A 23560-nucleotide genomic window follows, 5' to 3' on the forward strand; every position below is an offset into this window, starting at 1 on the left:
CAAAAGATCGCAGCCTTCGGCAGCTCCTACACAAGCCCAGCGGGAGCAAGCCCCCTCGCCACGGATGATATGTAGAACGCAAATTCGGAAAACACTGCCTACCTTGTAGGATTCTGCGACACCCTCACGGTTGGTGATCGGGAATACGCCACGTATGATCCCTCACAACCTCCCGCCGAATAGAAGCCTATGTCACTGATAGTTCTATTGCTTTTGCCCTTCATCGGCAGCTGTGTCGCGGCGCTGCTGCCGCATAACGCCCGTAACGCCGAATCCCTGCTGGCCGGCCTCGTCGCCCTGGCCGGCACCGTTCAGGTGGCCTTGCTGTACCCGCAGATCGCCGACGGCGGCGTGATCCGCGAGCACTATGACTGGCTGCCCAGCCTGGGCCTGGATTTCGTGCTGCGCCTGGACGGTTTCGCCTGGCTGTTTTCGTTGCTGGTGCTGGGCATCGGTACGCTGGTGTCGCTGTACGCCCGCTATTACATGTCGCCAGACGATCCGGTGCCGCGCTTCTTCGCCTTCTTCCTGGCGTTCATGGGGGCCATGCTCGGGCTGGTGATCTCCGGCAACCTGATCCAGATGGTGTTCTTCTGGGAGCTGACCAGCCTGTTCTCGTTCCTGTTGATCGGCTACTGGCACCACCGCGCCGACGCTCGGCGCGGTGCCTATATGGCCTTGATGGTGACCGGTGCCGGCGGGCTTTGCCTGTTGGCGGGGGTGATGCTGCTCGGCCATGTTGTGGGCAGCTATGAGCTGGACAAGGTCCTGGCCGCTGGCGACCTGATCCGTGCCCATGCCCTCTACCCCATCCTGTTGCCGCTGATCCTGATCGGCGCCCTGAGCAAAAGCGCCCAGTTTCCGTTCCACTTCTGGCTCCCCCACGCCATGGCCGCCCCCACGCCGGTGTCGGCTTACCTGCACTCGGCGACCATGGTCAAGGCCGGGGTGTTCCTGCTGGCACGGTTATGGCCGTCGCTGTCGGGCAGTGAAGAATGGTTCTACATCGTCAGCGGCGCGGGGGCCTGTACCTTGCTGCTGGGCGCCTACTGCGCCATGTTCCAGAACGACCTCAAGGGTTTGCTGGCCTACTCCACCATCAGCCACCTCGGGCTGATCACCCTGTTGCTGGGCCTGAACAGTCCACTGGCGGCCGTGGCGGCGGTGTTCCATATCCTCAACCATGCCACGTTCAAGGCCTCCTTGTTCATGGCCGCCGGGATCATCGACCACGAAAGCGGCACCCGCGACATTCGCAAGCTCAGCGGCCTGGTGCGGCTGATTCCGTTCACCGCGACACTGGCCATGGTCGCCAGCGCGGCCATGGCCGGGGTACCGTTGCTCAACGGTTTCCTGTCCAAGGAAATGTTCTTCGCCGAGACGGTGTTCATTTCCGCCACCGCCTGGATCGAGCTGGCGCTGCCGATCATCGCCACCATCGCCGGGACGTTCAGCGTCGCCTACTCCCTGCGCTTCACCGTGGATGTGTTCTTCGGCCCCACCGCCACCGACCTGCCCCATACCCCCCACGAACCACCGCGCTGGATGCGTGCGCCGGTGGAGTTGCTGGTGTTCACCTGCTTGTTGGTGGGGATTTTTCCGGCCCAGGTGGTCGGCTCGTTGCTCGCGGCCGCCGCGTTGCCGGTGGTGGGCGGCACGCTACCTGAGTACAGCCTGGCGATCTGGCACGGCCTGAACGCGCCGATGATCATGAGCCTGGTGGCGATGTCCGGCGGCATCGTCCTGTACCTGTTGCTGCGCAATCAGTTCCGGCAAGGCCACATCAAGCACCCGCCGTTCATTGGCCGACTCAGCGGCAAGCGCCTGTTCGAGCGCTGCCTGGTGCTGATGATGCGCCAGGGCCGGCGCCTGGAACGACGGATCAGCACCCGCCGCCTGCAGGCCCAGTTGTTCTGGCTGGTCCTGGCCGCCGTGCTCGCGGGGCTGATCCCGATGCTGCACAGCACGCTGGTCTGGGGCGACCGGCCGAAGATCCCCGGCTCCATCGTTTTCGTCACCCTGTGGCTGCTGGCAATCATCTGTGCCCTGGGAGCAGCCTGGCAGGCCAAGTATCACCGGCTCGCGGCCCTGACCATGGTCAGCGTCTGCGGCCTGATGACCTGCGTGACCTTCGTCTGGTTCTCCGCCCCCGACCTGGCCTTGACGCAATTGGTAGTGGAAGTGGTGACCACGGTGCTGATCCTGCTGGGCCTGCGCTGGCTGCCACGGCGGATCGAGGACGTCTCGCCACTGCCCAACAGCGAGCGGCGCGCGCGCATCCGGCGCCTGCGGGACTTGCTGCTGTCCATCGCGGTGGGCGGCGGCATGGCGTTGCTGTCCTACGCCATGCTGACGCGGCAGACGCCCAACGACATTTCTTCGTTCTACCTCAGCCGCGCCCTGCCCGAAGGCGGCGGCAGCAACGTGGTGAACGTGATGCTGGTGGATTTCCGTGGCTTCGACACCCTGGGGGAAATCACCGTGCTGGTGGCGGTGGCCCTGACGGTGTTCGCCCTGTTGCGGCGTTTCCGACCACCGAAGGAAAGCATGCAGCTACCGGCGCAACAGCGCCTGCTGGCGCCGGACGTGGTCACCGACCTGGTCAACCCGCGCCATGCCAGCGACACCGCCTTGGGGTTCATGATGGTGCCCTCGGTGCTGGTGCGCCTGCTGCTGCCGATCGCCCTAGTGGTGTCGTTCTACCTGTTCATGCGCGGCCACAACCAACCCGGTGGCGGCTTCGTGGCCGGGCTGGTGATGTCCGTGGCGTTCATCCTGCAATACATGGTCGCCGGCACCCAGTGGGTCGAGGCGCAAATGAGCCTGCGCCCGCTGCGCTGGATGGGCACCGGGCTGTTGTTCGCCACCGCCACCGGCCTGGGGGCGATGGCCGTGGGTTATCCGTTCCTGACCACCCACACCTGGCATTTCGAATGGCCGTTGCTGGGTGACATTCACCTGGCCAGTGCGCTGTTCTTCGACATTGGCGTGTACGCCGTGGTGGTCGGTTCCACCCTGTTGATCCTCACCGCCCTGGCTCACCAGTCGGTGCGGGCCCATAAGCCGGGCCTGCAAGCCAAACCCATCGCCCCCGTCAAAGGAGCCACCGTCTGATGGAAGAAGTCATCGCAATCGCAATCGGCGTACTGGCCGCCTCCGGCGTCTGGCTGGTGCTGCGGCCACGGACCTTCCAAGTGGTCATGGGCCTGTGCCTGCTGTCCTATGGCGTCAACCTGTTCATCTTCAGCATGGGCAGCCTGTTCATCGGCAAGGAACCGATCATCAAGGACGGCGTACCCCAGGACCTGCTGCACTACACCGACCCGCTGCCCCAGGCGCTGGTGCTGACCGCCATCGTGATCAGCTTCGCCATGACCGCGCTGTTCCTGGTGGTGCTGCTGGCGTCCCGGGGCCTGACCGGTACCGACCATGTGGACGGTCGGGAGCCCAAGGAATGATAGTGACACCCCATTTGATCGCCGCGCCCATCCTGCTGCCGCTGCTGACCGCCGCGGTGATGCTGATGCTGGGCGAGAAGCACCGCCCGCTCAAGGCCCGGATCAATCTGTTTTCCAGCCTGCTGGGCCTGGGCATCGCCGTGCTGTTGCTCTACTGGACCCAGGACCAGGCTTTGCCCGCCTCCATTGGCGTGTACCTGCCCGGCAATTGGCAGGCGCCATTCGGCATCGTCCTGGTGGTCGATCGCCTGTCGGCGCTGATGCTGGTACTGACCGGCATCATCGGCGTCAGCGCACTGCTCTTCGCCACGGCCCGCTGGGACCGCGCCGGTGCCAGTTTCCATGCGCTGTTCCAGATCCAGTTGATGGGCCTCTACGGCGCCTTCCTGACGGCGGACCTGTTCAACCTGTTCGTGTTCTTCGAAGTGCTGCTGGCGGCTTCCTACGGCCTGATGCTGCACGGCTCGGGCCGCGCGCGAGTGTCGTCGGGCCTGCATTACATCTCCATCAATCTACTGGCCTCGTCATTGTTCCTGATCGGCGCGGCGCTGATCTATGGCGTCACCGGCACGTTGAACATGGCCGACCTGGCCCTGAAAATCCCGCTGGTGCCGGAGGCCGACCGCGGCTTGCTGCATGCCGGAGCAGGCATTCTCGCGGTGGCGTTCCTGGCCAAGGCCGGCATGTGGCCGCTGAACTTCTGGCTGGTGCCGGCCTATAGCGCCGCCAGCGCACCGGTGGCGGCGCTGTTTGCGATCATGACCAAGGTTGGCGTCTATACCATTCTGCGCCTGTGGACGCTGCTGTTCTCCGGCCAGGCCGGCGCCTCGGCGTATTTCGGCGCCGACTGGCTGGTCTACGGTGGCATGGCGACCATCGTCTGCGCCGCCATCGCCATTCTCGCCGCCCAGCGCCTGGAACGCATGGCGAGCCTGAGCATCCTGGTCTCGGCGGGGATCCTGTTGTCGGCCATCGGCTTCGCCCAACCGAACCTGGTGGGTGCGGCGCTGTTCTATCTGGTGAGTTCGACCCTGGCGCTCTGTGCGCTGTTCTTGCTGGCCGAACTGATCGAACGTTCGCGCTCGGCCAATGAACTGTCCCTGGACGACGACTTTGATACCTTGCCGCGACCGCTGGAATCCTTGCAGCCGCCCAAGGGCATCAACCTGGATGACGAGCAAAAAGCCGTGGTCGGGCAGGTGATTCCCTGGACCATGGCGTTCCTTGGCTTGAGCTTTATCTTCTGTGCGCTGTTGATCATCGGCATGCCGCCGCTCTCGGGTTTCATCGGCAAGCTGAGCCTGCTCAGTGCCCTGCTCAATCCCCAGGGGCTCGAAGCCAGTGCCGGGACGCCAGTGTCGAACCAGGCCTGGGGCTTGTTGGCGTTATTGATCCTGTCGGGGCTGGCCTCGTTGATCGCCTTCTCGCGCCTGGGCATCCAGCGCTTCTGGACGCCGCAAGAGCGACCCTCGCCATTGCTGCGGCCGTTCGAATGCCTGCCGATCGTCGTGCTCCTGGCCCTGGGCATCGCCCTGACTTTCAAGGCCGAGCCGTTGCTGCGCTACACCCAATCCGCCGCCGATGCGCTGAACAACCCGGAACATTACGTGATGTCGGTACTTGCCACCCGCGCCGTGCCCAACCCCGAAACCCGCGCCGCGTTGCGGGAGGTGCAGCCATGAAACGCCTGTTTCCCGCCCCGTGGTTGTCCCTGGCGCTGTGCTTGTTGTGGCTGGTGTTGAACGTGTCCCTCAGCGCCGGCCATCTGCTGCTGGGTGCTGCACTGGGGTTCCTGGCCCCGTTGATGATGCGCCCGTTGCGACCGAGGCCTATCCGTATCCGTCGGCCGTGGGTGGTGTTGCGTTTGTTCCTGCTGGTGGGCCGCGACGTGCTGGTGTCCAACCTGGCGGTGGCCTGGAGTGTGCTGAACGCCGGGCGCCGGCCACCTCGCTCGCGATTCATCAAGGTACCGTTGGACCTGCGCGATGCCAACGGCCTGGCAGCCCTGTCGATGATCACCACGGTGATTCCCGGGACCGTCTGGTCGGAACTGGCCCTGGATCGCAGCATCCTGTTGATGCACGTGTTCGACCTGGCCGACGAGGCGTCATTCATCGCGCATTTCAAGGCCACCTACGAGCGCCCGTTGATGGAGATTTTCGAATGAGCCCGTTGCTGTCCAATGCGATCCTGTTGAGCCTGTTCCTGTTCTCCCTGGCGATGGTGTTGACCCTGTGGCGGCTGTTCAAGGGCCCTTCGGCCCAGGACCGGGTATTGGCCCTGGACTATCTGTACATCGTGGCGATGCTGATGATGCTGGTGCTGGGCATCCGTTATGCCAGTGACACCTATTTCGAGGCGGCGCTGCTGATCGCCCTGTTCGGCTTTGTCGGCTCGTTTGCCCTGGCCAAGTTCCTGCTGCGTGGCGAGGTGATCGAATGAACGGCGAGCTGTCGATGTGGGTTGAAATCCCGGTGGCGATCCTGCTGGTACTCAGCAGCCTTTTCGCCCTGGCCGGGGCGATCGGCCTGGTGCGCTTGAAGGATTTTTTCCAGCGCATGCACCCACCGGCGCTGGCCTCCACGCTGGGGGCCTGGTGTGTGGCGCTGGCCTCGATCGTGTATTTTTCGGCGCTCAAGTCCGGGCCGGTGTTGCACGCCTGGCTGACCCCGATCCTGCTGTCGATCACCGTACCGGTGACCACCCTGCTGCTGGCACGGGCGGCACTGTTCCGCAAGCGCATGGCGGGGGATGATGTGCCGGCGGAAGTGAGCAGTCGCCGAACCGGACAGGACGGCTGACCGCTACCTTGAGGCGAACACCCTTGTGGCGAGGGAGCTTGCTCCCGCTGGGCTGCGCAGCAGCCCCGAGACCTGTCACCTCGGAGTGTCAGGCTGTTTGTGTTCAGCTTTTGGGAGGGCTGCGCCCTCCAGCGGGAGCAAGCTCCCTCGCCACAAAAACGGGTCGTCTTGTGTAAGTCCCTCCCACCCTTGCACTGCCGTTCAGGCCCACGCCACCGTCAGCAACCCCGCCCCAAGCACCACGCACAACGGCGAATAGACCCAGGTGTCGAGCCTGGCGAAGGTGGAGCCCTTGACCTCCTTGAAGAAGCCCACCAGGTTCGACTCGCCAATGGCCCGGGCGAACATCAGCAAGGCGATCGCACTGATCAGCCACTGCAACGCCCGATGGGTGACCGGCTGGGCCAGCAGGCCGACCCGCAGGCACACCAGTAGCGCAATCATCAGCAGTGCCAGGGCGACCAGCAACGTCAGCCAGCCCGAGGGGTCGAACGCCGGTCGCAGCGCCTCCCCCTGCCTCACCGGCACCTGGGGCACCACCGCCAGGGCCGCCCACCGCCCACCCAGGGCCCAATACAAATGAATCAAGCTGATGGTCGCAAACACTGCGACCAGCGACCGAGCCAATAAAAGCGTCATTCGCCAGCCTCCTGAAAAAGGTTGAACAATCATCCTAGCTCGAATTTGGCATTTCGCTGGACGGGCGCAGGTTGCCAGTTTCCAGTGAATGATTCATTGCCCAGGATCAAGCGTTCAACCCGCTGGCACGCGCGCCACCCTAGTGTCCTGTTTCGCAAGTACGTTTCTTTTTTGGCGAGTGGCTGTTGTCGTCAGGCAAGGCGCCGCGATGAGTCATAGCCCGCTATGGCGAGGAACGGCAACGCAGCATCACGACAACAGACGCCGTCAAAAGGAACAGTATTTGTGATACAGGACACTAGAGGCCGGCGGACACCTTGTCGGCGACCTCCTTGGGCAACCAGGCCTGCCAGACCTCAGGATGGGCCTTGAGGAACGCCTCGGCGGCTTCACGGGGCGGCGTGCGCTTCTCGCTCATGTCGGCCAGGGCCTTGTTCAACGGGTCGATGGGCAAGTCGACCTTGCTGAAGAACTCGGCAATCTCCGGATACTGCTTCTGGAATGGCACCGAGACACCGATCGACAGTTTCGAGGACAGTGAGCGGGTCGGCTTCGGGTTGGGGTTATCGGCATCGGTCAGGGTTTTCCAGGCCTCGGCATCGAACGGCGGCTCTTGCAACTGCACCAGCTTGAAGCGCCCGAGCAGCGGCGTGGGCGACCAGTAGTAAAACAGGATCGGCTTGCCCCGGCGGATCGTCGAGCTGATTTCCGCATCCAGCGCCGCCCCCGAGCCGCTGCGGAAATTCACGTAGCTGTCAGACAAGCCATACGCCTTGAGCTTCTGTTTGTTGACCACCTCGGAGGTCCAGCCGATGGGGCTGTTGAGGAAGCGGCCCTTGTCGGGGCTCTCCGGATCCTTGAACACGTGCTTGTAGCGCGCCAGGTCTTCGACGCTGCGCAGGTCCGGCGCCAGGGGCTTGATGCCCTTGGCCGGGTCGCCCTTGATGACGTACTCGGGCACCCACCAGCCTTCGGTGGCGCCTTTGACCGTATCGCCCAACGCGACCACCTTGCCTTCGGCCTCGGCCTTGACCCACACGGGGCTGCGGCCGGCCCATTCTTCGCCGATCACCTGTATGTCGTTGTTGGCCAGGGCGGTTTCCAGGGTGATGGTGGTGCCGGGCAATGTATCGGTCTGCAATCCATAGCCCTTTTCAACGATGACTCGCAGGATATCGGTGATCAGGCTGCCACTTTCCCAGTTCAAGTCGGCAAAGTGGATCGGCGCCGTGGCGGCCGACACCGGAAGGGGTGAAACCAACACAGCGAAGGTGGCCCAGGCAGCCAGCCACTGTCGAACTCGTTTCATGCTTTGCACCTCATGCCAGATACAGCAATAGCTGAGCGGCCCTGCGTAACCGAACGCAAGCCCCTGAATAGTTCAGTCAATTGACTGTAGCCGAGGTTCCAGCGAGTTCTTGCGAAACTGTCAGTGGTTTGGGCGCACAGGCTGCCAAACGGTCACTCGCTGGCCTTGAAAGTCACCAGCTCGCCCTTGCGCCACTTGGCGGCCTTGGCGGTCACCGCCTTCAAGGTCTTGGTCAAGCCTTCCTGCAACTGTTCGTTGGCCGCAAACACGGTCACCACGCTGTGGCCTTCCTTGAACAGGATGGCGTGACCACCAGGGGTCGTGACGAACGCGTAATCGCCCAGGCCATAGACCGTCAGCTTGATTTCGCGAAAGCGGATTTCAAACTTGCCACCTTCGCGACTGGGCAATACCGCTGCACGAAAATGATCACCGACCTTGAGCTCGAGCCTGGGCTTGTCATCGACCACCAGGGCCGACTCGGTGTCGATTTCGGCGACATAAATACCTTCGGCGGTCTGCTCGGTGATGTAGACGAAACGCGACTGGAATTGCTTGACCAGTTTTGCCCGCAGGTCACCAAGTACAAATAACGCATGCATGTCGAGATTACTTACTGCCAAGGAAACATCCCCATTTTTGAAAAAGACCCGCCCTGCGCAAAGGACGGACCACGAGAACCCGTACCGACTGTAGTGTCGTAATGGACCTGTCACTGAAATTCGAAATGAACGGAGCGCCCCTGTCCCGAGCCGAGAGCAGACTAAAGGTTGCCGCTCTCGCCGTCTTTCCCGGGGGGTCGCCAGAGGCTGAAGGAAAACGCCACTCTGAGCATCGGAAAAGATGGGACTACTAACTTTAGGGAAATTTCTCACTTAAAAAAGCATTTTTCTGACATCGAGCCCAAAAAAAATTGCTTTAGATAGGCGCAACCGTCCACAAGACGCTGCCGATTCTAGAGCAGCCGAAGGCGTGGAGACTACTCGAAGTACCCGGCAATTCGTCGGTAAACCATGAAAAGGAATTCACAATGGCCACTTTCACCACCTACGCACCATGCATCGTTGAACCAGCCAACAGCCCTGACGGAGCCGATTGCCTGCCAATTTCGTTGATTCAACCGCGTTATCGGGTCGTCTTGGCCGGCAAGTGTTTTTTTCACATTGAAGAAACATCGACTGGACGTGTAAGAGGATTCCGCACCGACCATAACGAGGCCTGCTACCTCGCCAGACGCCTCGAAAACAGCGCCTGAAACGCTTATGTGTCCGTACATGAGTTAACTCAGCCGCCGATGGGCAACTACTGCCATACTGCCCGCCCAGCGAAGATCGTCGTAAATCGGCGGATCGCGCACCCATAATGGTTTCGAGGAGAAGGCGCGACGTGACGGAATTTGATATTGGCGAGTTTTTTATCCGGGGCGAAGCCAGAGAAGTCGAAGGCGAGTTCCAGGCCGTCATCGTGATGCGTGCCAAGCCACCGTTGACCACCGTCAGTTGCCACCAGGTGGAAAAGGATCGCTGGTTCAAGACTTCGCAACTCGCGGCCGAGGCTGCCAGGGAAGCAGCCAGGGCGTTGAAGGCCGCCGTGGATGAAGGGGCCTTGAAAGCCTGATTCCAATCGAACTCCTGATGACTGCTTGCCTCAGATAAAGGTAAGCCCCGAGGCGCCACGACGGCGCCCCACCTAAAGGAGACTTCCATGGAACAGCCTTCTCACGAACTCAGCACCCTGTTCGACCAACTCGGCCTGCCCTCGGACGGCAACGCCATCGACGACTTCATCGTGGCGCACCCATTGGCTCCGGAGGTCAAGCTGGTGGAGGCCGACTTCTGGTCGGACCAGCAAAAAGACCTGCTGCGCGAATGGCTGCTGGCCGACGGCGAAGAGGCGGTGCTGGTGGATCAACTGAATGTGCGGCTGCACGACGGTAAATAGCAGCCAGACCTTTGGCCAGAGCCAAGACTGCTATGGCAGCCAGGACCTTTGACTGAGTGCAAGGCAGCTCTTGTGGTGGCAGGAATCCCACCATCTGCAATCAGGCCTAGCGCGGCTTCTCGGGTTTGTAGCCCAACCGCAAACCACCCCAGTGACGGCCCTTGAGCATGATCGGCACGGAGAGATCGTGCATCAACTCCCCCGTGTCGCGGGTGTAGGTCTGGAGTAATACGGGTTGCTGGTGGCTGCCACAACGAATCCCGGTGCGATCGGAGAATTTGCGCTTGGTGCGATTATTCAACGTGTCCACTTGGGCATCGCCGGTCAGTGGCTGGCTGAACACCTTGTTGTGGGTCGGCACATAACCCTGCTGGGTGCAGGCAATCGCAAACACCAACCCTTCGTGGCGGGCCAGCAACGGTTCCTGGATCGCCGGCAGGACCTGGTCGGTGTAGCGGTCGAAACGGGTCTGGAATTTGGCCGGTTGGGTATTGGGGATCGGCTGGTAATTCCGGTCGAACAGGTCCTCCAGGCTGACACGGCCCTGGTCGATGTCGGCCTCGAACTGCGCGGCGATCTGGCTCGCCCCTTCCCGCGCCAGGTCGTAGACCCGTTGGTGATAATCGTCGAGCCCCACCTCGGCCAGGCGTTCGCTGATGGTTTCGGCCTGGCCTTCCATCTGCACCGCCGCCTCGGCCAGGCGCTGGGTCTGCTGGTCGCTGATGGACAGGTCGCTGCGCATCTGCTCGATGGCATGGAACAGGCTGTCGAGTTGTTCGCGATTAGTATCGGTGCCTTGGGCGATGGCACTGACCTGGGTTTCGACGCCGGCGGCGAGCCGGGCGATGTTTTCCAGATGCTGGCCGGTGTGCTCCACCTGCTGCACGCCGCTGTCCAGGTCAGCGGCCAATTGACGGATCTGCTCCACCACCTGGGTCGTGCGCTGCTGGATGTCGGCCACCATCACCCCGACTTCGCCGGTGGCCGCGGCGGTGCGCCCGGCCAGGCCGCGGACCTCATCGGCCACCACCGCGAACCCACGGCCATGCTCACCGGCGCGGGCCGCCTCGATGGCCGCGTTCAGCGCCAGCAGGTTGGTCTGGCTGGCAATCGATTGGATCACCAGGCTGACTCGCTGGATTTCATCGCTGCGTACGCTCAAGGCTTCGATCAACTCACGGCTGTCATTCGCGCGCTGGCTGAGCTGGTGCATGCGGCTGATGGACTCCACCAGTTCGCTACGCCCGGCCACGCTGCTGCGATGGGCCTCGCTGGCAGCGCCCAAGGCCTGCTGGCTGAGTTGCGAAGTGGCCTGTTCGGTGGCGATCATCGATTCGGCATTGCTGACGATCTGCGCCGCCGCATCGAGTTGGGACTGGACTTTGCCGGCCAGTTGCTTGACCGAATAGGCGACACCGGCCGCCGACAGCGCGTTATGGCTGGTGGTGTAGGACAGGTCGCGGGTCAGCTCGGCCAATGTGTCGGTCGTGGATGCGGGTGCCGCGGCCACGCGCGAACGCAGGCGCGGCAACCAGACGATGAGCATGACCAACGGCAGGCCCAGGTACAGCGACCAGCCGCCCAAGGCCATGCCGCACAGCAGCAAGGCCAGGGCGAGGCTCTGCAAGGTCGGCGTCAGCCAGCGTGCCGCGCTTTTTGTCGCAGGTACCGAGGCCGGCACCGCACCCGCCAGCGTTCCGTCTGTCGCCATGTTCGTCACCCACATTTTCGTTGTTATGACCGCATTAAACGCCACTACCGAGCCATTATCCATGGTCCATTAGTCGTGTTCTTGCAGCAGGTCAACGGAAGTAGACGAACAGGCACAGGCGAAAGCAAAAGATCGCGGCCTTCGTCAAAAGGTCGCGATCTTTTTTCGGAAAACGCGAATCAGGCCTGACGCTGGTGCTTGTCGATCTGTTCGTGACGTTCCTGGGCTTCGATGCAGTACTTGGTGGTCGGGCTGATCAGCAGGCGCTTGAGGCCGATCGGCTCGCCGCTGTCGTCGCACCAGCCGAAGCTGTCGTCGTTGATACGGTCCAGGGCCTGCTCCAGTTGAGGCAGCATGCGCTGGTCGCGATCGATGGCGTTGACCAGCCAGGTACGCTCTTCTTCTACGGAAGCAGCGTCCGCCGGGTCGGCCGGGGTGTCCAGGCTCTCAATGGCGATTCGGTTCTGTTCGATGCGCTCGTGGGTTTCGACCTTCATGTTCTGCAACAGCTTGGTGAAGAAAGCCAGCTGCTCGGCATTCATGTAGTCATCCGCCGGCATGGCCAGCAACTTTTCCTTTGTCATTGATTTCTCTATAAAAAAACGTGCATTAAGGCGAATTATGGAGCGTCCCGCAGCGCAGCTGCCACGCTCATCGGGAAGGCGCCGTCTATTCCAAGCGCCACCCGGCACTCAATTTACGAGGGGCGGCAGTCTAAGGCCGAGTCGAGGCCTCAGCAACTGAAAACATAGGGAAAATGTCCGACAACCCCCTCAAATGTTCTCTGACAGGCTTTTGGCAGTCATCGGAGTGCGTTTATAACAAGAAATTCGGTGCAATAGCTGTATTAAGAAGACAAATGGCAACGCCACGCGGGTCAGGCGTGGCGCTTTGTCGCAACCTCAGGGGGATCAGCGTTTGAGTTTGCGCTTGTTGCGGTACTGGTCGATGACCACCGCCACCACGATGATCAAGCCCTTGATGATGTCCTGGATATAGGCATCGACGCCAACGAAGGTAAAGCCGCTGGCCATCACCCCGAGAATCAGCGCCCCGATCACGGTCCCGGTGATGCGTCCCACCCCGCCCGCCAGGCTGGTGCCGCCGATCACCGCCGCCGCAATCGCGTCCAGCTCGTAGGACATGCCCATGCCCGCCTGCCCGGTCGCCGCTCGCGCCGAAGCCACCACGCCGGCCAAGCCCGCCAGCAACCCGGCAATGCTGTAGACGATCACCAGGTGACGCTTGACGTTGATGCCCGAGGTCCGCGCCGCCTGCATGTTGCCGCCAATGGCGTAGGTGTACTTGCCGTACTTGGTGTAGCGCAGGGCGATGTGGAAGATCACCGCCACCACCAGGAAGATGATCACCGGCATGGCGCCATGGCCGATGGCGGTGTAGGAATCGGACAACATGCTCACCGGCTGGCCTTCGGTGTAGTAGCGCGCCAGGCCACGGGCCGAGACCATCATGCCGAGGGTGGCAATGAATGGCGGGATGCCGGTGATTGCAATGATGCTACCGTTGATCGCCCCGGCCAGCAGCCCTACCCCGAGCCCCGCCACCACCGGTATCCACACCGGCAAATCCGTCAGCGAGGGAAACACCGCCCGGGCGAAGTCCGAGGTCTGGGCCAGGCTGGCGGCGATCATCGCCGACAACGCCAGCACCGAGCCGGACGACAAGTCGATACCGGTGGTGATGATCACCTGGGTCACGCCGATGGCCAGCAGGCCGATGATCGAGACTTGCAGGATCATCAACACCAGGCGCTGGGAGTTCATCAGGAAACTCTGGTCGCGCATGATCCAGCCGAACATTTCGAACACCAGGCCAATACCGATCAGCACCAGGAAGATGCTCAACTCCGTCGGCAGACGCCGCCGGGGCCTGGTTGGTGCGGCCGCGGGTTTGTTTTCCAGTATTGCGTTCATAGCCATTCACCTTTTTATTCTTTGTCCAGGGTGCTCGTCGCCGCTGGGCGCCGCCGTTGCTCTTGAACAGGGCCGCTTCGCGCCCCAGCGGGAGCAAGCTCCCTCGCCACGGGAATATTGCTCGATGTCACTTCTCTACCATTAGGCATCAGGACAGGCCCGAAGCCAGTTGCATCACTCGTTCCTGGGTCGCTTCGCTGCGGTCGAGGGTGCCCATCAGGTCACCTTCGTGCATCACCATGACCCGGTCGCTCATGCCCAATACTTCCGGCAGTTCCGAGGAAATCATGATCACCGCCATGCCTTCGCTGGCGAGGTAGGAAATCAGCCGATAGATCTCGGCCTTGGCGCCAACATCGATGCCGCGGGTCGGCTCGTCGAGAATCAGGATGCGCGGATTGGTCATCAGCCAGCGCGCCAACAGCGCTTTCTGCTGGTTGCCGCCGGACAAGGTGTCGATGCACTGCTCCAGCGACGGGGTCTTGACCCGCAGCTTCTTGCACATGTCCTCACACAAGGCGCGCAGGGCTTTCTGCTGGATGAAGCCGTTGCCGACGTAATGGGGCAGCACCGCCATCTCCATGTTCTCCAGCACCGACAGGCACGGGAACAGGCCGCTGAGCTTGCGGTCCTCGGTCAACAGCGCGAAGCCCTTCTCGATGGCCATGTGTGGATCGCTGATGCGCACGGGTTGGCCGTCCAGCCGGATCTCGCCGCCGGTGCTCGGGGTCACGCCGAAAATCGCCTCGGCCACGTTGGTCCGGCCCGAGCCCATCAACCCGGCGATGCCCAGGATCTCCCCGGCATGCAGGTCGAAGGACACACCTTTGAAAATGCCGTCCAGGCTCAGGTCGCGCACCGACAGCACCAACTCACCGATGGGTTGCTCCCGCACCGGGAACAACTGGCTCAGTTCGCGCCCGACCATCATCGAAATCAAGCTGTCGCCATCCATGCTGTCGGCCCGTTGCAGGCCGATGTAGGCGCCGTCGCGAAACACCGCCACTTCATCGGCGATGGCGAACACTTCGTTCATCTTGTGGGTGATGTAGATGATGCCCTTACCCTGGGACTTGAGGTCGGCAATGATCGAGAACAGGTGGGCGACTTCGGTCTCGGTGATGGCCGAGGTCGGCTCGTCCATGATCAGGATGTCGGAGTCATACGAGACGGCCTTGGCAATCTCCACCATCTGCCGCTCGGCGATGCTCAGGTTGCCCACCTGCTCCTCGGGATCGAGCTTGATGCGCAGGCGTTCCAGCAGCCGGGCGGTGCAACGGTGCATCTCGCCATGGTCGACCATGTGCAGGCCGTTGAGCTGCTCGCGACCGATCCAGATGTTTTCGGCGATGCTCATGTGGGGCATCAGGTTCAGTTCCTGATGGATCATCGCGATGCCGGCCTGCAACGCCGCAAGCGGCGTGTCGAACCTCACCGGTTTGCCACGCAGGCGCAGTTCACCGGCGTCGGGCTGGTAGATGCCGGCGATGATCTTCATCAAGGTGGATTTGCCCGCACCGTTCTCGCCCATCAGGGCCAGCACCGAGCCTGGACGGACCCGCAGTTGAACATCGGACAGGGCCACCACACCGGGAAAGCCCTTGCTGACATTGACGACTTCCAGCAGGTACGGCTCATCAAGTGATACATCCGGCTGGAAAGTCATGGCCGGGGCGCTCGAAGCAGTCGCTGAAGCGAACATGATCAGGTACTCCCTCGGCAAGGTCGGCGTTGCAACCTTGCCTGCTTATTATTGTGGTGGGACCGGGTTGGACGTCACTTGAACTGATCGACGTTTTCCGGCGTGATCAGGCGGTACGGCACCCAGACGGCCTGCTCGACCGGCTGCTTCTTGACCATTTTCACCGCCGTGTCGATCGAGCCATCGGCCTGGCCCTTGGCGTCCTGGAACACCGAGACCGCCATTTCGCCTTTCTTGATGGCGTTCAAGCCATCCGGCGTGCCATCGACCCCGGCAATCAATACGCTGCCCTTCTCGGTGCCCGCTTGCTTGAGGGCCATGGCGGCGCCGATGGCCATCTCGTCGTTGTTGGCCACCACCGCCTGGAACTCGCGTCCCTGGGTCAGCCAGTCGTTGACCAGGGTCATGCCTTTGTCGCGCAACCAGGTGCCGGTCTGTTCCTGTTCGATCTTGATGCCCGGGTACTTGGCCAGCACATCCTTGACGCCCTTGGTGCGGTTGGTGGTGGAGTTGTTGGCCAGGTCACCCAGCAGGATCACGATGTTGCCCTTGCCACCCATCTTCTCAGCCAGGTATTGCATCTGCATGCGCCCGGCTTCCAGGTCGTCGGAGGCCACGGTGACCACGCCTGCCGGCAGTTTCAGGTCGTCGGGACGGCGATTGACGTAGACCAGCGGGATACCGGCGGCCACGGCGGCCTTGGTGATGCGCTGGGTCGCGGCGGTGTCCACCGGGTTGACGATGATTGCGTCGACCTTCTGGCTGATGAAGCTTTCCACCTGGCTCAGCTGCTTGACCACGTCGCTGCGGGCATCTTCGAACTGCAGGGTGACGCCGTCCGGCAGGGACTTGGCTTTCTTGTCCATGGATTCGCGCAGGTAGGTCAACCAGGTGTCATCGAACTGGGACATGCTGACGCCGATCTTCAGGTCCGCCAGGGCAGCGCCGCTGGTGAGCATCAACGACAGGGCCAGCGAGGCGATACGGGTCTTGGTCTTCATGAACGGTCTTTCTCCACTTTTTTGTTGGTTTTATGGATAAGGCGTAGCGGATCAGGAACGAGGCAAGCGCACGATGGGCGCGCCGGGCATGCAACAGACCACGGCGCCGTTGCGCTGGATACACAGGGATTCGAACAGGGGAAAGACTGCGGACAGACGCAGTAGACGTGGCAGGTGAAACGCAGAGCGGCTGAAGGTTTTCATCGACGGTACCTAGCTGTGTTTCTTGTTTTTGTTTCGTCTGTCGTCCGTTCAAGACTGGCTTGGCGGAAGACAAACAGGATTGTCGGTAACCTGGAATCGACTTTATTGGAAAATATTTTCCATATCAACCTGTTTTAGAATTTTATTCGTTTTTTATTCCATGACCCACCGGCGTGGACAACCGCACCACTTCACCCTGCCCGGCACTCTGCCTGGCGGCGTCGAGGATGCGGGTGGTCGCCAGCGCATCACGGGCCTCCACCGGCAGCGGGCCAGCGCCCTGCAACGCGGTTTGCAAGTGTTGGTAGAACGCCAACCAACAGCCACGCTCCGAGGTCACCCGCTCGCGCTCGGTGCCGTGTTCGAACCAGCCCCAGCGCCGATGCTCTTCAGCCCCCCAGCGCTCGCCCTCGGTCGCCGGACTCAAGCCGGCCAGTGCCTGGGCCTCTTGCCCGTCCAGGCCGTCGACGGTGTAGCAGCCCTGGGTGCCGTTGACCCGAAAGCGCGGGCGCGGTGCGTTTTGCACGCAATTACCGCTCAAGTGGGAGATCACGCCGCTGGCATGGGTCAAGGACATGAAGAAGCCGTTGTCGAACACCTGGTCCGGCTGCCGGTAGTCCAGCTCGGCGTAGACCCGCACCACCGGCCCGAACAGTTGCAGCGCCTGGTCCACCAAGTGGCTGCCCAAATCCCGCAGGAACCCACCACCGCTGCCTTTGCCTACCGAGGTTGGCGAATAACGTTCGACACTCGACTCAAAACGAATGACTTGCCCGAGAGCCCCGGAGGCCAATAGTTTGCGCAGGGTCAGGAAATCCGAATCCCAGCGGCGGTTCTGGTACACGCTCAAAGGCACGTTGCGACGCTCGGCGGCCAGCACCATCGCCTCGGCCTGGGCGGCGTCAGGGGCGAACGGTTTGTCGCTGACCACCGCCACGCCGAGTTCGATGGCGTGCATCACAATGGCCGGGCGACCGTCCAAAGGCGTGGACACCACCACTGCATCGACGCCGGCCGCCACCAATTGTTCGAGGGTATCGAAGGCCTGGGCCTGCGGGTGATCGCTGGCCAATTGTTGGCGGCGCTCGGCGGACCGGGTCACCACGCCGACGAACGTAGCCCCCGGCAGACTGCTGATCAGCGGCGCGTGAAAGAACCGCCCACCCTTGCCGTAGCCGACTAGTCCGATTCGCATGAAAGCTCCTTGAAAGTCATTGGATAAACACCAACCCCTGTGGGAGCGAGCTCGCTCGCGATGGCGGCGGATCAGCCTGCATCAGGTTGACTGCCCCACCGCTATCGCGAGCAAGCTCGCTCCCACCCTTTGACTGCATACCCACAGGGGGCTTGGGATTAGCCGTAGAAACGCGGGCGCTCGGGCAGGTCGACCTTGACGATCTGCCCACTCTGCTGCGCTTCGATACAGGCATCCGCCGCCACCGCCGCCGCAAACCCGTCCCAGGCCGAGGGCCCGCCCACTTGTCCGGCGCGCACGCCATCGATGAAGGCCTGCAATTCGACGTCATAAGCGGCGATGAAGCGGTCCTTCCAATCCATCAGGATCGCATTGGACAGCTTGGCGCCGCTGCGCAGTTGCACTTGGGACGGCTCCGGCAGCTTGGCGATGCCGGTCTCCCCCACCACTTCGCACTGGATGTCATAGCCGTACTGGCAATTGACGAACACCTCGACGTCGATGCGCGTGCCCCGGGCGGTTTCCAACAGGACGATCTGCGGGTCCCGCAAGTGCGCCAGGGCCTTGCTGGTCTTGCGTGGGAACACCACCTGCACCGACACGTAGTCATCGGCCAGCAACCAGCGCAATACATCCAGCTCGTGGATCAGGGTATCGGTGATCGCCATGTCGGTCTTGTAGTTCTCGCCCACGCGCGGGTTACGGTGGGCGCAGTGCAGCATCAGGGGTTCACCGATCTGGCCGCTGTCGATCACCGCCTTGAGCGCCCGATAGCCTTCATCGTAAGGACGCATGAAACCGACTTGCACCAGGCGCTTGCCATAGGCCACTTCGGCGTCGACGATCTTGCGGCAGCCTTCGGCCGTGACCGCCAGGGGCTTTTCGCAGAACACCGGTTTGCCCGCCGCAATCGCCGCCAGTACGAATTCTTCATGGCTCGGGCCCCAGGAGGTGACGAGGATCGCCTCCACGTCCGGCGCCTTGATCAACGCATGACCGTCGGGATACACCTCGGCGGTCAGTTTCAAATCGGCCACCACCTTCGCCGCCTGGGCGAGGTTGATGTCGGTCACTGCCACCACCTGGCTGTTGAGCAAGGTCTGGCTGCAACGACGGATATGGTCCTGGCCGATGGCCCCGGTGCCGATGACGCCCAGCTTCAAAGACATGTAGAACTCCTTTCGTAGGGGTGGGGCAATTAATACTGACGGGCCTGGGCCAGTCGTTCATTGAGGGCTTTGGCGACGGCATCGGTGCGGGCACTGGTGGAGACTTGCGCCACGCCCACCCGCCACCACGACAGGTAGCTGTGAATCATGGTCTTGGGCAGGACCTTGATGTCGATCAAGGTAGAGACCGTCTGGCGCCGCACATCCGCCAGGGCCGCGCGCAGTTCTTCCAGAGTCGTCACCTTGTAGGTCTTGCAGCCATAAGCCGCGGCACTCATGGCGAAGTCCACCGGCACGAAGGCGCCGTCGAGCTTGCCGGTGTCCGGGTTGCGGAAACGAAACTCGGTGCCGAAGCTGTCCATGCCATTTCCCATCTGCAAGTTGTTGATGCAGCCGAAGGCCATGTTGTCCAACAGCACCACGTTGATCTTGCGTCGCTCCTGGATCGAGGTCGCCAGTTCCGAGTGCAGCATCATGTAGGAGCCATCGCCCACCAGGGCGTACACCTCTTTGTCGGGCTCGGCGAGTTTCACGCCCAAGGCCGCATTCACCTCATAGCCCATGCACGAATAGCCGTACTCGACGTGATAGGTGTTCACGCCCTTGCTGCGCCAGGCGCGCTGCAAGTCGCCGGGCAAGCTGCCGGCGGCGGCGACGATAATCGCATCGTCGGCCAGGGTTTCGTTGAGGGTGCCCAGCACGCGGCTCTGGGTCAGGCAGGAACCGGTGAGTTCGATGAATTCGCGAAACACCGCCGGATCCATGTGGTCGTCGATTTCCGGAAGAAACTCCTCGACGCAGTAATCGGCCTGGTAGACGCGGTTCACCTCGGCGTCCAAGCGAGCCTTGGCATCGGCTATCTGCCCGCCCCACTCGGCGCGGTAGTCGCCCATTGCCGCAGACAGCGCCTGCAGGCCTGAGCGGGCGTCGGCCAATAACTGCACACCGTCGAGCTTCAGGGCGTCGCAGGGGCTGATATTGAGATTGAGGAACTGTACGTCCGGGTGCTGGAACAACCATTTGGAGCCGGTGGTGAAGTCGCTGTAGCGCGTCCCGATGCCTATGACCAGATCGGCGTCCTTGGCCAGCAGGTTCGCCGCCAGGCAGCCGGTCTCGCCGACGCCACCGACGTTCAACGGATGGCTCGACACCACGGCACTCTTGCCAGCCTGTGTCTCGGCGAAGGGAATGTCGAAACGCTCGGCGAAGGCCTGCAACGCCGCATTGGCCCCGGAATACCGCACGCCGCCGCCACAGATGATCAACGGCTTGCGCTTGCCTTTGAGCAGCGCCAGGGCATCGCCGAGCATCGCTTCGGTGGCCGGGCGACGGTCGATGCGGTGCACGCGTTTTTGCAGGAAGTAATCCGGGTAATCGTAGGCCTCGGCCTGCACGTCCTGGGGCAGCGCCAGGGTCACCGCGCCGGTTTCAGCCGGGTCGGTGAGCACGCGCATGGCCTGGATCGCCGCAGTCATCAACTGCTCGGGGCGGTTGATGCGGTCCCAGTATTTGCTCACGGCCTTGAAGGCGTCGTTGGTGCTGATGCTCAGGTCGTGGAATTGCTCGATCTGCTGCAGCACCGGGTCCGGTTGGCGACTGGCATAGACATCGCCAGGCAATAGCAGCAACGGAATGCGATTGGCCGTGGCGGTGGCCGCGGCGGTCAGCATGTTCGCCGCGCCAGGGCCGACCGACGAGCTGCAAGCGTAGATCTTGCGCCGCAGGTGCTGCTTGGCAAAACCGATGGCCGCGAGGGCCATGCCCTGTTCGTTGCGGCCCTGATGAACCACCAGGTCGCCGCTGTCCTGCTCCAGCGCCTGGCCCAGGCCCAGCACGTTGCCGTGGCCGAAAATGGTAAAGACCCCGGCGACGAACTTGCTCTGGACGCCATCGACCTCGATGTATTGGTTATCGAGGAATTTCACCAGGGCCTGGGCCATGGTCAGTCGTGTTGTGGTCATGCTTGCACCTTTTCAAACGCAACTCGATCAACTGTGGGAGCGAGCTTGCTCGCGATAGCGATATTTCAGGCGACTTATCGGTTGAAAGTGCTGCCGCCATCGCGAGCAAGCTCGCTCCCACAAGGGTTCTTCATCAAGACAATAGTTGTGTCAGGCCCGGGGATTGCGCAGGTGATTCATACTCGCCCCCAGCGCCTGGCGGATATCTGCCAGTTCATGGACGCTCTCGGCGAACGGTTCGAAGGACAGGTAGCCCTCGTACCCGCCGACCCGCAACGCCTCGATCTGCCCGGCATTGCCGAGAATGTCAGCCGCGCCTACCAGCACCCGATGGCCATCGCGAATGGTCGTCAAGGGCGCCTGGGCATCTTCGACCCCGGAGATGTGCACCAGCCCGGTCAGTTCGGGAAAGCACTCCTGCTCCCCCGCCAGATGATGGTGAAAGGTGTCGTGCACCAGGCGGAACACATCCAGCCCGCCGATGGCCTGGATCGCCTCCACTGCCGTGCGCTTGCGCCGCAACGAGCACTCTTCGAAACCCAGAGGCTCGATGAAACCGTAGATGCCGAAGGCGCGCAGGATCGGCGCCAGTTCACTGAGGGCGGTACGCAGCCCCGCCGCCCGTTCAGCCTCGCTGCGCGGGTCGGCGCGGTCGTTGAGCGGGCACACCACCAGCCCCTCGGCGCCGCATTCACGGGCGTAATCGGCCAGCCGCACGGCCTGGGCACGACGCTCCTCGTTCCACACGTCGAAAGGGTAAAGGGCATTGATCGACAGCACCTTGATGCCCCTTTCCTCACACAACTCACGCACACGGCCGGGCGGCATGCCGTCTTCGATCTCGGCACCCTTCAGATCGTTGCGGATCTCGATGGCATCGGTTTTCAACGCCAGGGCCAGGTCGATGAATTCGGGCAGTGACAGGCGCGGGGCAACCATTCGATTCAAGGCAAAACGCAGGGGCTTATTCATTGTTGTTCTCCCTCCGGCACTGTAAAAAACGGATTATTGAGCAGTCGGCATGCTGAATTCAGGCCCCTTGGCGATGCTGTCGGGCCAGCGCTGCATCACGCTTTTGTAGCGGCTGTAGAAGCGCAGGCCTTCTTCGCCGTAGGCATGGTGATCGCCGAACAGCGAGCGTTTCCAGCCACCGAAGGAGTGCCAGGCCATGGGCACCGGAATCGGCACATTAATCCCCACCATGCCGACCTTGATGCTGCGGGCAAACGCCCGGGCGATGCCGCCGTCACGGGTGAAACACGACACGCCGTTGCCGAACTCATGGGCGTTGATCAGCGCCACCGCCGTGGCGAAGTCCGGCACACGGACAATCCCCAGCACCGGCCCGAAAATCTCTTGCTGGTAGATGCTCATCTCGGCGGTAACCTGGTCGAACAGCGTCGCACCGACAAAGAACCCCTGCTCGGCCCCCGGCACCTTGAAGCCACGGCCATCGACGATCAGTCGGGCGCCCTCGGCCACGCCGGCGTCGATGAAACCTTCCACCTTGGCCTTGTGTTCGGCGGTGACCAGCGGCCCCATGTCGGTACCGGGCTGCTGGCCGTCGCCGATCTTCAGTTGATCTATGCGGGGCAACAATCTGGCAATCAATTCATCCCCCACATCACCCACCGCCACGGCGATGGAAATTGCCATGCAGCGTTCGCCGGCCGAGCCGTAGGCCGCACCGATCAACGCATCCGCCGCCTGGTCGAGGTCGGCATCGGGCATGACGATCATGTGGTTCTTCGCCCCGCCCAGGGCCTGGACGCGCTTGCCGTGGGCCGTGCCCTGTTGGTGGATGTACTCAGCGATGGGCGTGGAACCGACAAAGGAGATCGCTTCGATGTCCGGGTGCTGCAACAGCGCATCCACCGCCACCTTGTCGCCTTGGACGACGTTGAACACGCCATCCGGCAGGCCGGCTTCCGTCAGCAAGCGGGCCATCAGCAAACTGGCGGACGGATCACGCTCCGAAGGCTTGAGGATGAAGCAGTTACCGGCAACCAGCGCCAGGGGAATCATCCACAGCGGCACCATCACCGGGAAATTGAACGGCGTGACCCCGGCGCATACGCCCAGGGGCTGGCGCAGGTTCCAGTTGTCGATGCCGCCACCGATGTTGTCGCTGAAATCGGTCTTGAGCAGGTTCGGTGCACCGCAGGCGTACTCGACGATCTCGATGCCGCGGGTGACTTCACCGTGGGCGTCGGACAGCACCTTGCCGTGTTCACGGCTGATGATCTGCGCCAGTTCGTCGTGGTGACGATCGAGCAATTCCTTGAACTTGAACATCACCCGCGAGCGACGCAAGGACGACTGCTCGGACCAGGCCGGAAATGCCGCCAGCGCCGAGGCCACCGCCGCATCGACAATACCCGGTTCAGCCAGGGCCACCCGGGCCTGCACCGCACCGGTGGCCGGGTTGAAGACATTGCTCAAACGCGCGCTGTCGCTATTTTGCACTCGACCGTTGATGTAATGGCCTACTACCGGGGCGTCACTCATTGTTCTTGTTCTCCATGGAAGGTGTGG

23 protein-coding genes are annotated in these 23560 nt (G+C 62.4%); 9 read left to right on the forward strand and 14 right to left on the reverse strand.

What is annotated here, in order from left to right:
• The first annotated feature begins 189 nt into the window (after positions 1-189).
• The 6 genes from AB7M32_RS21530 to AB7M32_RS21555 are packed head-to-tail and all read left to right on the forward strand — an operon-like array spanning position 190 to position 6259.
• Entirely contained in the window at positions 190-3114 is a 2925-nt protein-coding gene (locus AB7M32_RS21530; RefSeq protein ID WP_158454815.1) for a monovalent cation/H+ antiporter subunit A, read from the forward strand.
• Complete coding sequence (locus AB7M32_RS21535) at positions 3114-3458, forward strand: Na+/H+ antiporter subunit C (RefSeq protein ID WP_003202835.1); 345 nt, start codon at positions 3114-3116, stop codon at positions 3456-3458. The genes AB7M32_RS21530 and AB7M32_RS21535 overlap by 1 nt, the downstream gene beginning before the upstream one ends.
• Positions 3455-5140, forward strand: coding sequence for a monovalent cation/H+ antiporter subunit D (locus AB7M32_RS21540; RefSeq protein WP_454251291.1), 1686 nt, complete (start codon positions 3455-3457; stop codon positions 5138-5140). The genes AB7M32_RS21535 and AB7M32_RS21540 overlap by 4 nt, the downstream gene beginning before the upstream one ends.
• Positions 5137-5625 carry a Na+/H+ antiporter subunit E gene (locus AB7M32_RS21545; protein ID WP_454251292.1) on the forward strand — a complete coding sequence of 163 codons (489 nt, stop codon included), beginning with the start codon at positions 5137-5139 and terminating at the stop codon, positions 5623-5625. The genes AB7M32_RS21540 and AB7M32_RS21545 overlap by 4 nt, the downstream gene beginning before the upstream one ends.
• Positions 5622-5900, forward strand: a complete 279-nt coding sequence (locus AB7M32_RS21550; protein ID WP_003202841.1) for a K+/H+ antiporter subunit F — start codon at positions 5622-5624, stop codon at positions 5898-5900. The genes AB7M32_RS21545 and AB7M32_RS21550 overlap by 4 nt, the downstream gene beginning before the upstream one ends.
• A complete protein-coding gene (locus tag AB7M32_RS21555) occupies positions 5897-6259 on the forward strand; it encodes a Na+/H+ antiporter subunit G (protein WP_454251293.1) in 363 nt (120 codons plus the stop codon). Before AB7M32_RS21550 ends, AB7M32_RS21555 begins: the two co-directional genes overlap by 4 nt.
• 201 nt (positions 6260-6460) lie before the next feature.
• Here AB7M32_RS21555 and AB7M32_RS21560 read toward each other — a convergent pair whose 3' ends face one another.
• The 3 genes from AB7M32_RS21560 to AB7M32_RS21570 form a co-directional block, all read right to left on the reverse strand.
• A complete protein-coding gene (locus tag AB7M32_RS21560) occupies positions 6461-6898 on the reverse strand; it encodes a DUF3995 domain-containing protein (protein ID WP_072404887.1) in 438 nt (145 codons plus the stop codon).
• Between the two features lie 298 nt (positions 6899-7196).
• Positions 7197-8207, reverse strand: a complete 1011-nt coding sequence (locus AB7M32_RS21565) for an ABC transporter substrate-binding protein (RefSeq protein WP_454251294.1) — start codon at positions 8205-8207, stop codon at positions 7197-7199.
• 152 nt (positions 8208-8359) lie between these two features.
• Positions 8360-8809 carry a hypothetical protein gene (locus AB7M32_RS21570; protein ID WP_060741745.1) on the reverse strand — a complete coding sequence of 150 codons (450 nt, stop codon included), beginning with the start codon at positions 8807-8809 and terminating at the stop codon, positions 8360-8362.
• 428 nt (positions 8810-9237) lie between these two features.
• Between AB7M32_RS21570 and AB7M32_RS21575 the strand changes: the two genes are divergently transcribed.
• The 3 genes from AB7M32_RS21575 to AB7M32_RS21585 all read left to right on the forward strand — a co-directional run bounded on the left by AB7M32_RS21575 (position 9238) and on the right by AB7M32_RS21585 (position 10148).
• Positions 9238-9462: a hypothetical protein gene (locus AB7M32_RS21575; protein WP_454251295.1), complete on the forward strand. Its 225-nt coding sequence runs from the start codon at positions 9238-9240 to the stop codon at positions 9460-9462.
• A 131-nt stretch (positions 9463-9593) separates the two neighbouring features.
• On the forward strand, positions 9594-9824 hold the full coding sequence (locus tag AB7M32_RS21580) for a hypothetical protein (RefSeq protein WP_060741744.1): 231 nt from the start codon (positions 9594-9596) through the stop codon (positions 9822-9824).
• A gap of 87 nt (positions 9825-9911) precedes the next feature.
• A complete protein-coding gene (locus tag AB7M32_RS21585; protein ID WP_454251296.1) occupies positions 9912-10148 on the forward strand; it encodes a DUF2789 family protein in 237 nt (78 codons plus the stop codon).
• Positions 10149-10254: 106 nt separating this feature from the next.
• Here AB7M32_RS21585 and AB7M32_RS21590 read toward each other — a convergent pair whose 3' ends face one another.
• The 11 genes from AB7M32_RS21590 to AB7M32_RS21640 all read right to left on the reverse strand — a co-directional run bounded on the left by AB7M32_RS21590 (position 10255) and on the right by AB7M32_RS21640 (position 23533).
• The gene (locus tag AB7M32_RS21590) at positions 10255-11922 is read right to left on the reverse strand and encodes a methyl-accepting chemotaxis protein (RefSeq protein WP_454251297.1); all 1668 of its coding nucleotides are present in this window, start codon (positions 11920-11922) and stop codon (positions 10255-10257) included.
• A 116-nt stretch (positions 11923-12038) separates the two neighbouring features.
• Positions 12039-12443, reverse strand: a complete 405-nt coding sequence (locus AB7M32_RS21595; protein WP_003202859.1) for a TraR/DksA family transcriptional regulator — start codon at positions 12441-12443, stop codon at positions 12039-12041.
• 327 nt (positions 12444-12770) lie between these two features.
• Positions 12771-13793, reverse strand: a complete 1023-nt coding sequence (locus AB7M32_RS21600; protein ID WP_072404895.1) for an ABC transporter permease — start codon at positions 13791-13793, stop codon at positions 12771-12773.
• A gap of 148 nt (positions 13794-13941) precedes the next feature.
• Positions 13942-15495 (reverse strand): sugar ABC transporter ATP-binding protein, encoded by a 1554-nt coding sequence (locus AB7M32_RS21605; RefSeq protein WP_072404897.1) that lies wholly within the window; start codon positions 15493-15495, stop codon positions 13942-13944.
• Positions 15496-15569: 74 nt separating this feature from the next.
• A complete protein-coding gene (locus AB7M32_RS21610; RefSeq protein ID WP_072404899.1) occupies positions 15570-16496 on the reverse strand; it encodes a sugar ABC transporter substrate-binding protein in 927 nt (308 codons plus the stop codon).
• Between the two features lie 51 nt (positions 16497-16547).
• A complete protein-coding gene (locus tag AB7M32_RS21615; protein ID WP_170842345.1) occupies positions 16548-16700 on the reverse strand; it encodes a hypothetical protein in 153 nt (50 codons plus the stop codon).
• A gap of 142 nt (positions 16701-16842) precedes the next feature.
• Entirely contained in the window at positions 16843-17895 is a 1053-nt protein-coding gene (locus tag AB7M32_RS21620; protein ID WP_454251298.1) for a Gfo/Idh/MocA family protein, read from the reverse strand.
• 158 nt (positions 17896-18053) lie between these two features.
• Positions 18054-19064: a Gfo/Idh/MocA family protein gene (locus tag AB7M32_RS21625; protein ID WP_454251299.1), complete on the reverse strand. Its 1011-nt coding sequence runs from the start codon at positions 19062-19064 to the stop codon at positions 18054-18056.
• A 29-nt stretch (positions 19065-19093) separates the two neighbouring features.
• Complete coding sequence (iolD, locus tag AB7M32_RS21630) at positions 19094-21025, reverse strand: 3D-(3,5/4)-trihydroxycyclohexane-1,2-dione acylhydrolase (decyclizing) (RefSeq protein WP_454251300.1); 1932 nt, start codon at positions 21023-21025, stop codon at positions 19094-19096.
• Between the two features lie 150 nt (positions 21026-21175).
• Entirely contained in the window at positions 21176-21997 is an 822-nt protein-coding gene (locus AB7M32_RS21635) for a TIM barrel protein (protein WP_454251301.1), read from the reverse strand.
• A 33-nt stretch (positions 21998-22030) separates the two neighbouring features.
• A complete protein-coding gene (locus AB7M32_RS21640) occupies positions 22031-23533 on the reverse strand; it encodes a CoA-acylating methylmalonate-semialdehyde dehydrogenase (RefSeq protein WP_454251302.1) in 1503 nt (500 codons plus the stop codon).
• Positions 23534-23560: the final 27 nt, after the last annotated feature.

It is taken from the genome of Pseudomonas sp. R151218B TE3479, assembly GCF_053629195.1.

Excerpts from the sequence above, each read along its gene's own strand:
- AB7M32_RS21530 (WP_158454815.1), top strand. The coding sequence starts at position 190 with ATGTCACTGATAGTTCTATTGCTTTTGCCCTTCATCGGCAGCTGTGTC.
- AB7M32_RS21535 (WP_003202835.1), top strand. The coding sequence starts at position 3,114 with ATGGAAGAAGTCATCGCAATCGCAATCGGCGTACTGGCCGCCTCCGGC.
- AB7M32_RS21540 (WP_454251291.1), top strand. The coding sequence starts at position 3,455 with ATGATAGTGACACCCCATTTGATCGCCGCGCCCATCCTGCTGCCGCTG.
- AB7M32_RS21545 (WP_454251292.1), top strand. The coding sequence starts at position 5,137 with ATGAAACGCCTGTTTCCCGCCCCGTGGTTGTCCCTGGCGCTGTGCTTG.
- AB7M32_RS21550 (WP_003202841.1), top strand. The coding sequence starts at position 5,622 with ATGAGCCCGTTGCTGTCCAATGCGATCCTGTTGAGCCTGTTCCTGTTC.
- AB7M32_RS21555 (WP_454251293.1), top strand. The coding sequence starts at position 5,897 with ATGAACGGCGAGCTGTCGATGTGGGTTGAAATCCCGGTGGCGATCCTG.
- AB7M32_RS21560 (WP_072404887.1), bottom strand. The coding sequence starts at position 6,898 with ATGACGCTTTTATTGGCTCGGTCGCTGGTCGCAGTGTTTGCGACCATC.
- AB7M32_RS21565 (WP_454251294.1), bottom strand. The coding sequence starts at position 8,207 with ATGAAACGAGTTCGACAGTGGCTGGCTGCCTGGGCCACCTTCGCTGTG.
- AB7M32_RS21570 (WP_060741745.1), bottom strand. The coding sequence starts at position 8,809 with ATGCATGCGTTATTTGTACTTGGTGACCTGCGGGCAAAACTGGTCAAG.
- AB7M32_RS21575 (WP_454251295.1), top strand. The coding sequence starts at position 9,238 with ATGGCCACTTTCACCACCTACGCACCATGCATCGTTGAACCAGCCAAC.
- AB7M32_RS21585 (WP_454251296.1), top strand. The coding sequence starts at position 9,912 with ATGGAACAGCCTTCTCACGAACTCAGCACCCTGTTCGACCAACTCGGC.
- AB7M32_RS21590 (WP_454251297.1), bottom strand. The coding sequence starts at position 11,922 with ATGGATAATGGCTCGGTAGTGGCGTTTAATGCGGTCATAACAACGAAA.
- AB7M32_RS21595 (WP_003202859.1), bottom strand. The coding sequence starts at position 12,443 with ATGACAAAGGAAAAGTTGCTGGCCATGCCGGCGGATGACTACATGAAT.
- AB7M32_RS21600 (WP_072404895.1), bottom strand. The coding sequence starts at position 13,793 with ATGAACGCAATACTGGAAAACAAACCCGCGGCCGCACCAACCAGGCCC.
- AB7M32_RS21605 (WP_072404897.1), bottom strand. The coding sequence starts at position 15,495 with ATGTTCGCTTCAGCGACTGCTTCGAGCGCCCCGGCCATGACTTTCCAG.
- AB7M32_RS21610 (WP_072404899.1), bottom strand. The coding sequence starts at position 16,496 with ATGAAGACCAAGACCCGTATCGCCTCGCTGGCCCTGTCGTTGATGCTC.
- AB7M32_RS21615 (WP_170842345.1), bottom strand. The coding sequence starts at position 16,700 with ATGAAAACCTTCAGCCGCTCTGCGTTTCACCTGCCACGTCTACTGCGT.
- AB7M32_RS21620 (WP_454251298.1), bottom strand. The coding sequence starts at position 17,895 with ATGCGAATCGGACTAGTCGGCTACGGCAAGGGTGGGCGGTTCTTTCAC.
- AB7M32_RS21625 (WP_454251299.1), bottom strand. The coding sequence starts at position 19,064 with ATGTCTTTGAAGCTGGGCGTCATCGGCACCGGGGCCATCGGCCAGGAC.
- iolD (WP_454251300.1), bottom strand. The coding sequence starts at position 21,025 with ATGACCACAACACGACTGACCATGGCCCAGGCCCTGGTGAAATTCCTC.
- AB7M32_RS21635 (WP_454251301.1), bottom strand. The coding sequence starts at position 21,997 with ATGAATAAGCCCCTGCGTTTTGCCTTGAATCGAATGGTTGCCCCGCGC.
- AB7M32_RS21640 (WP_454251302.1), bottom strand. The coding sequence starts at position 23,533 with ATGAGTGACGCCCCGGTAGTAGGCCATTACATCAACGGTCGAGTGCAA.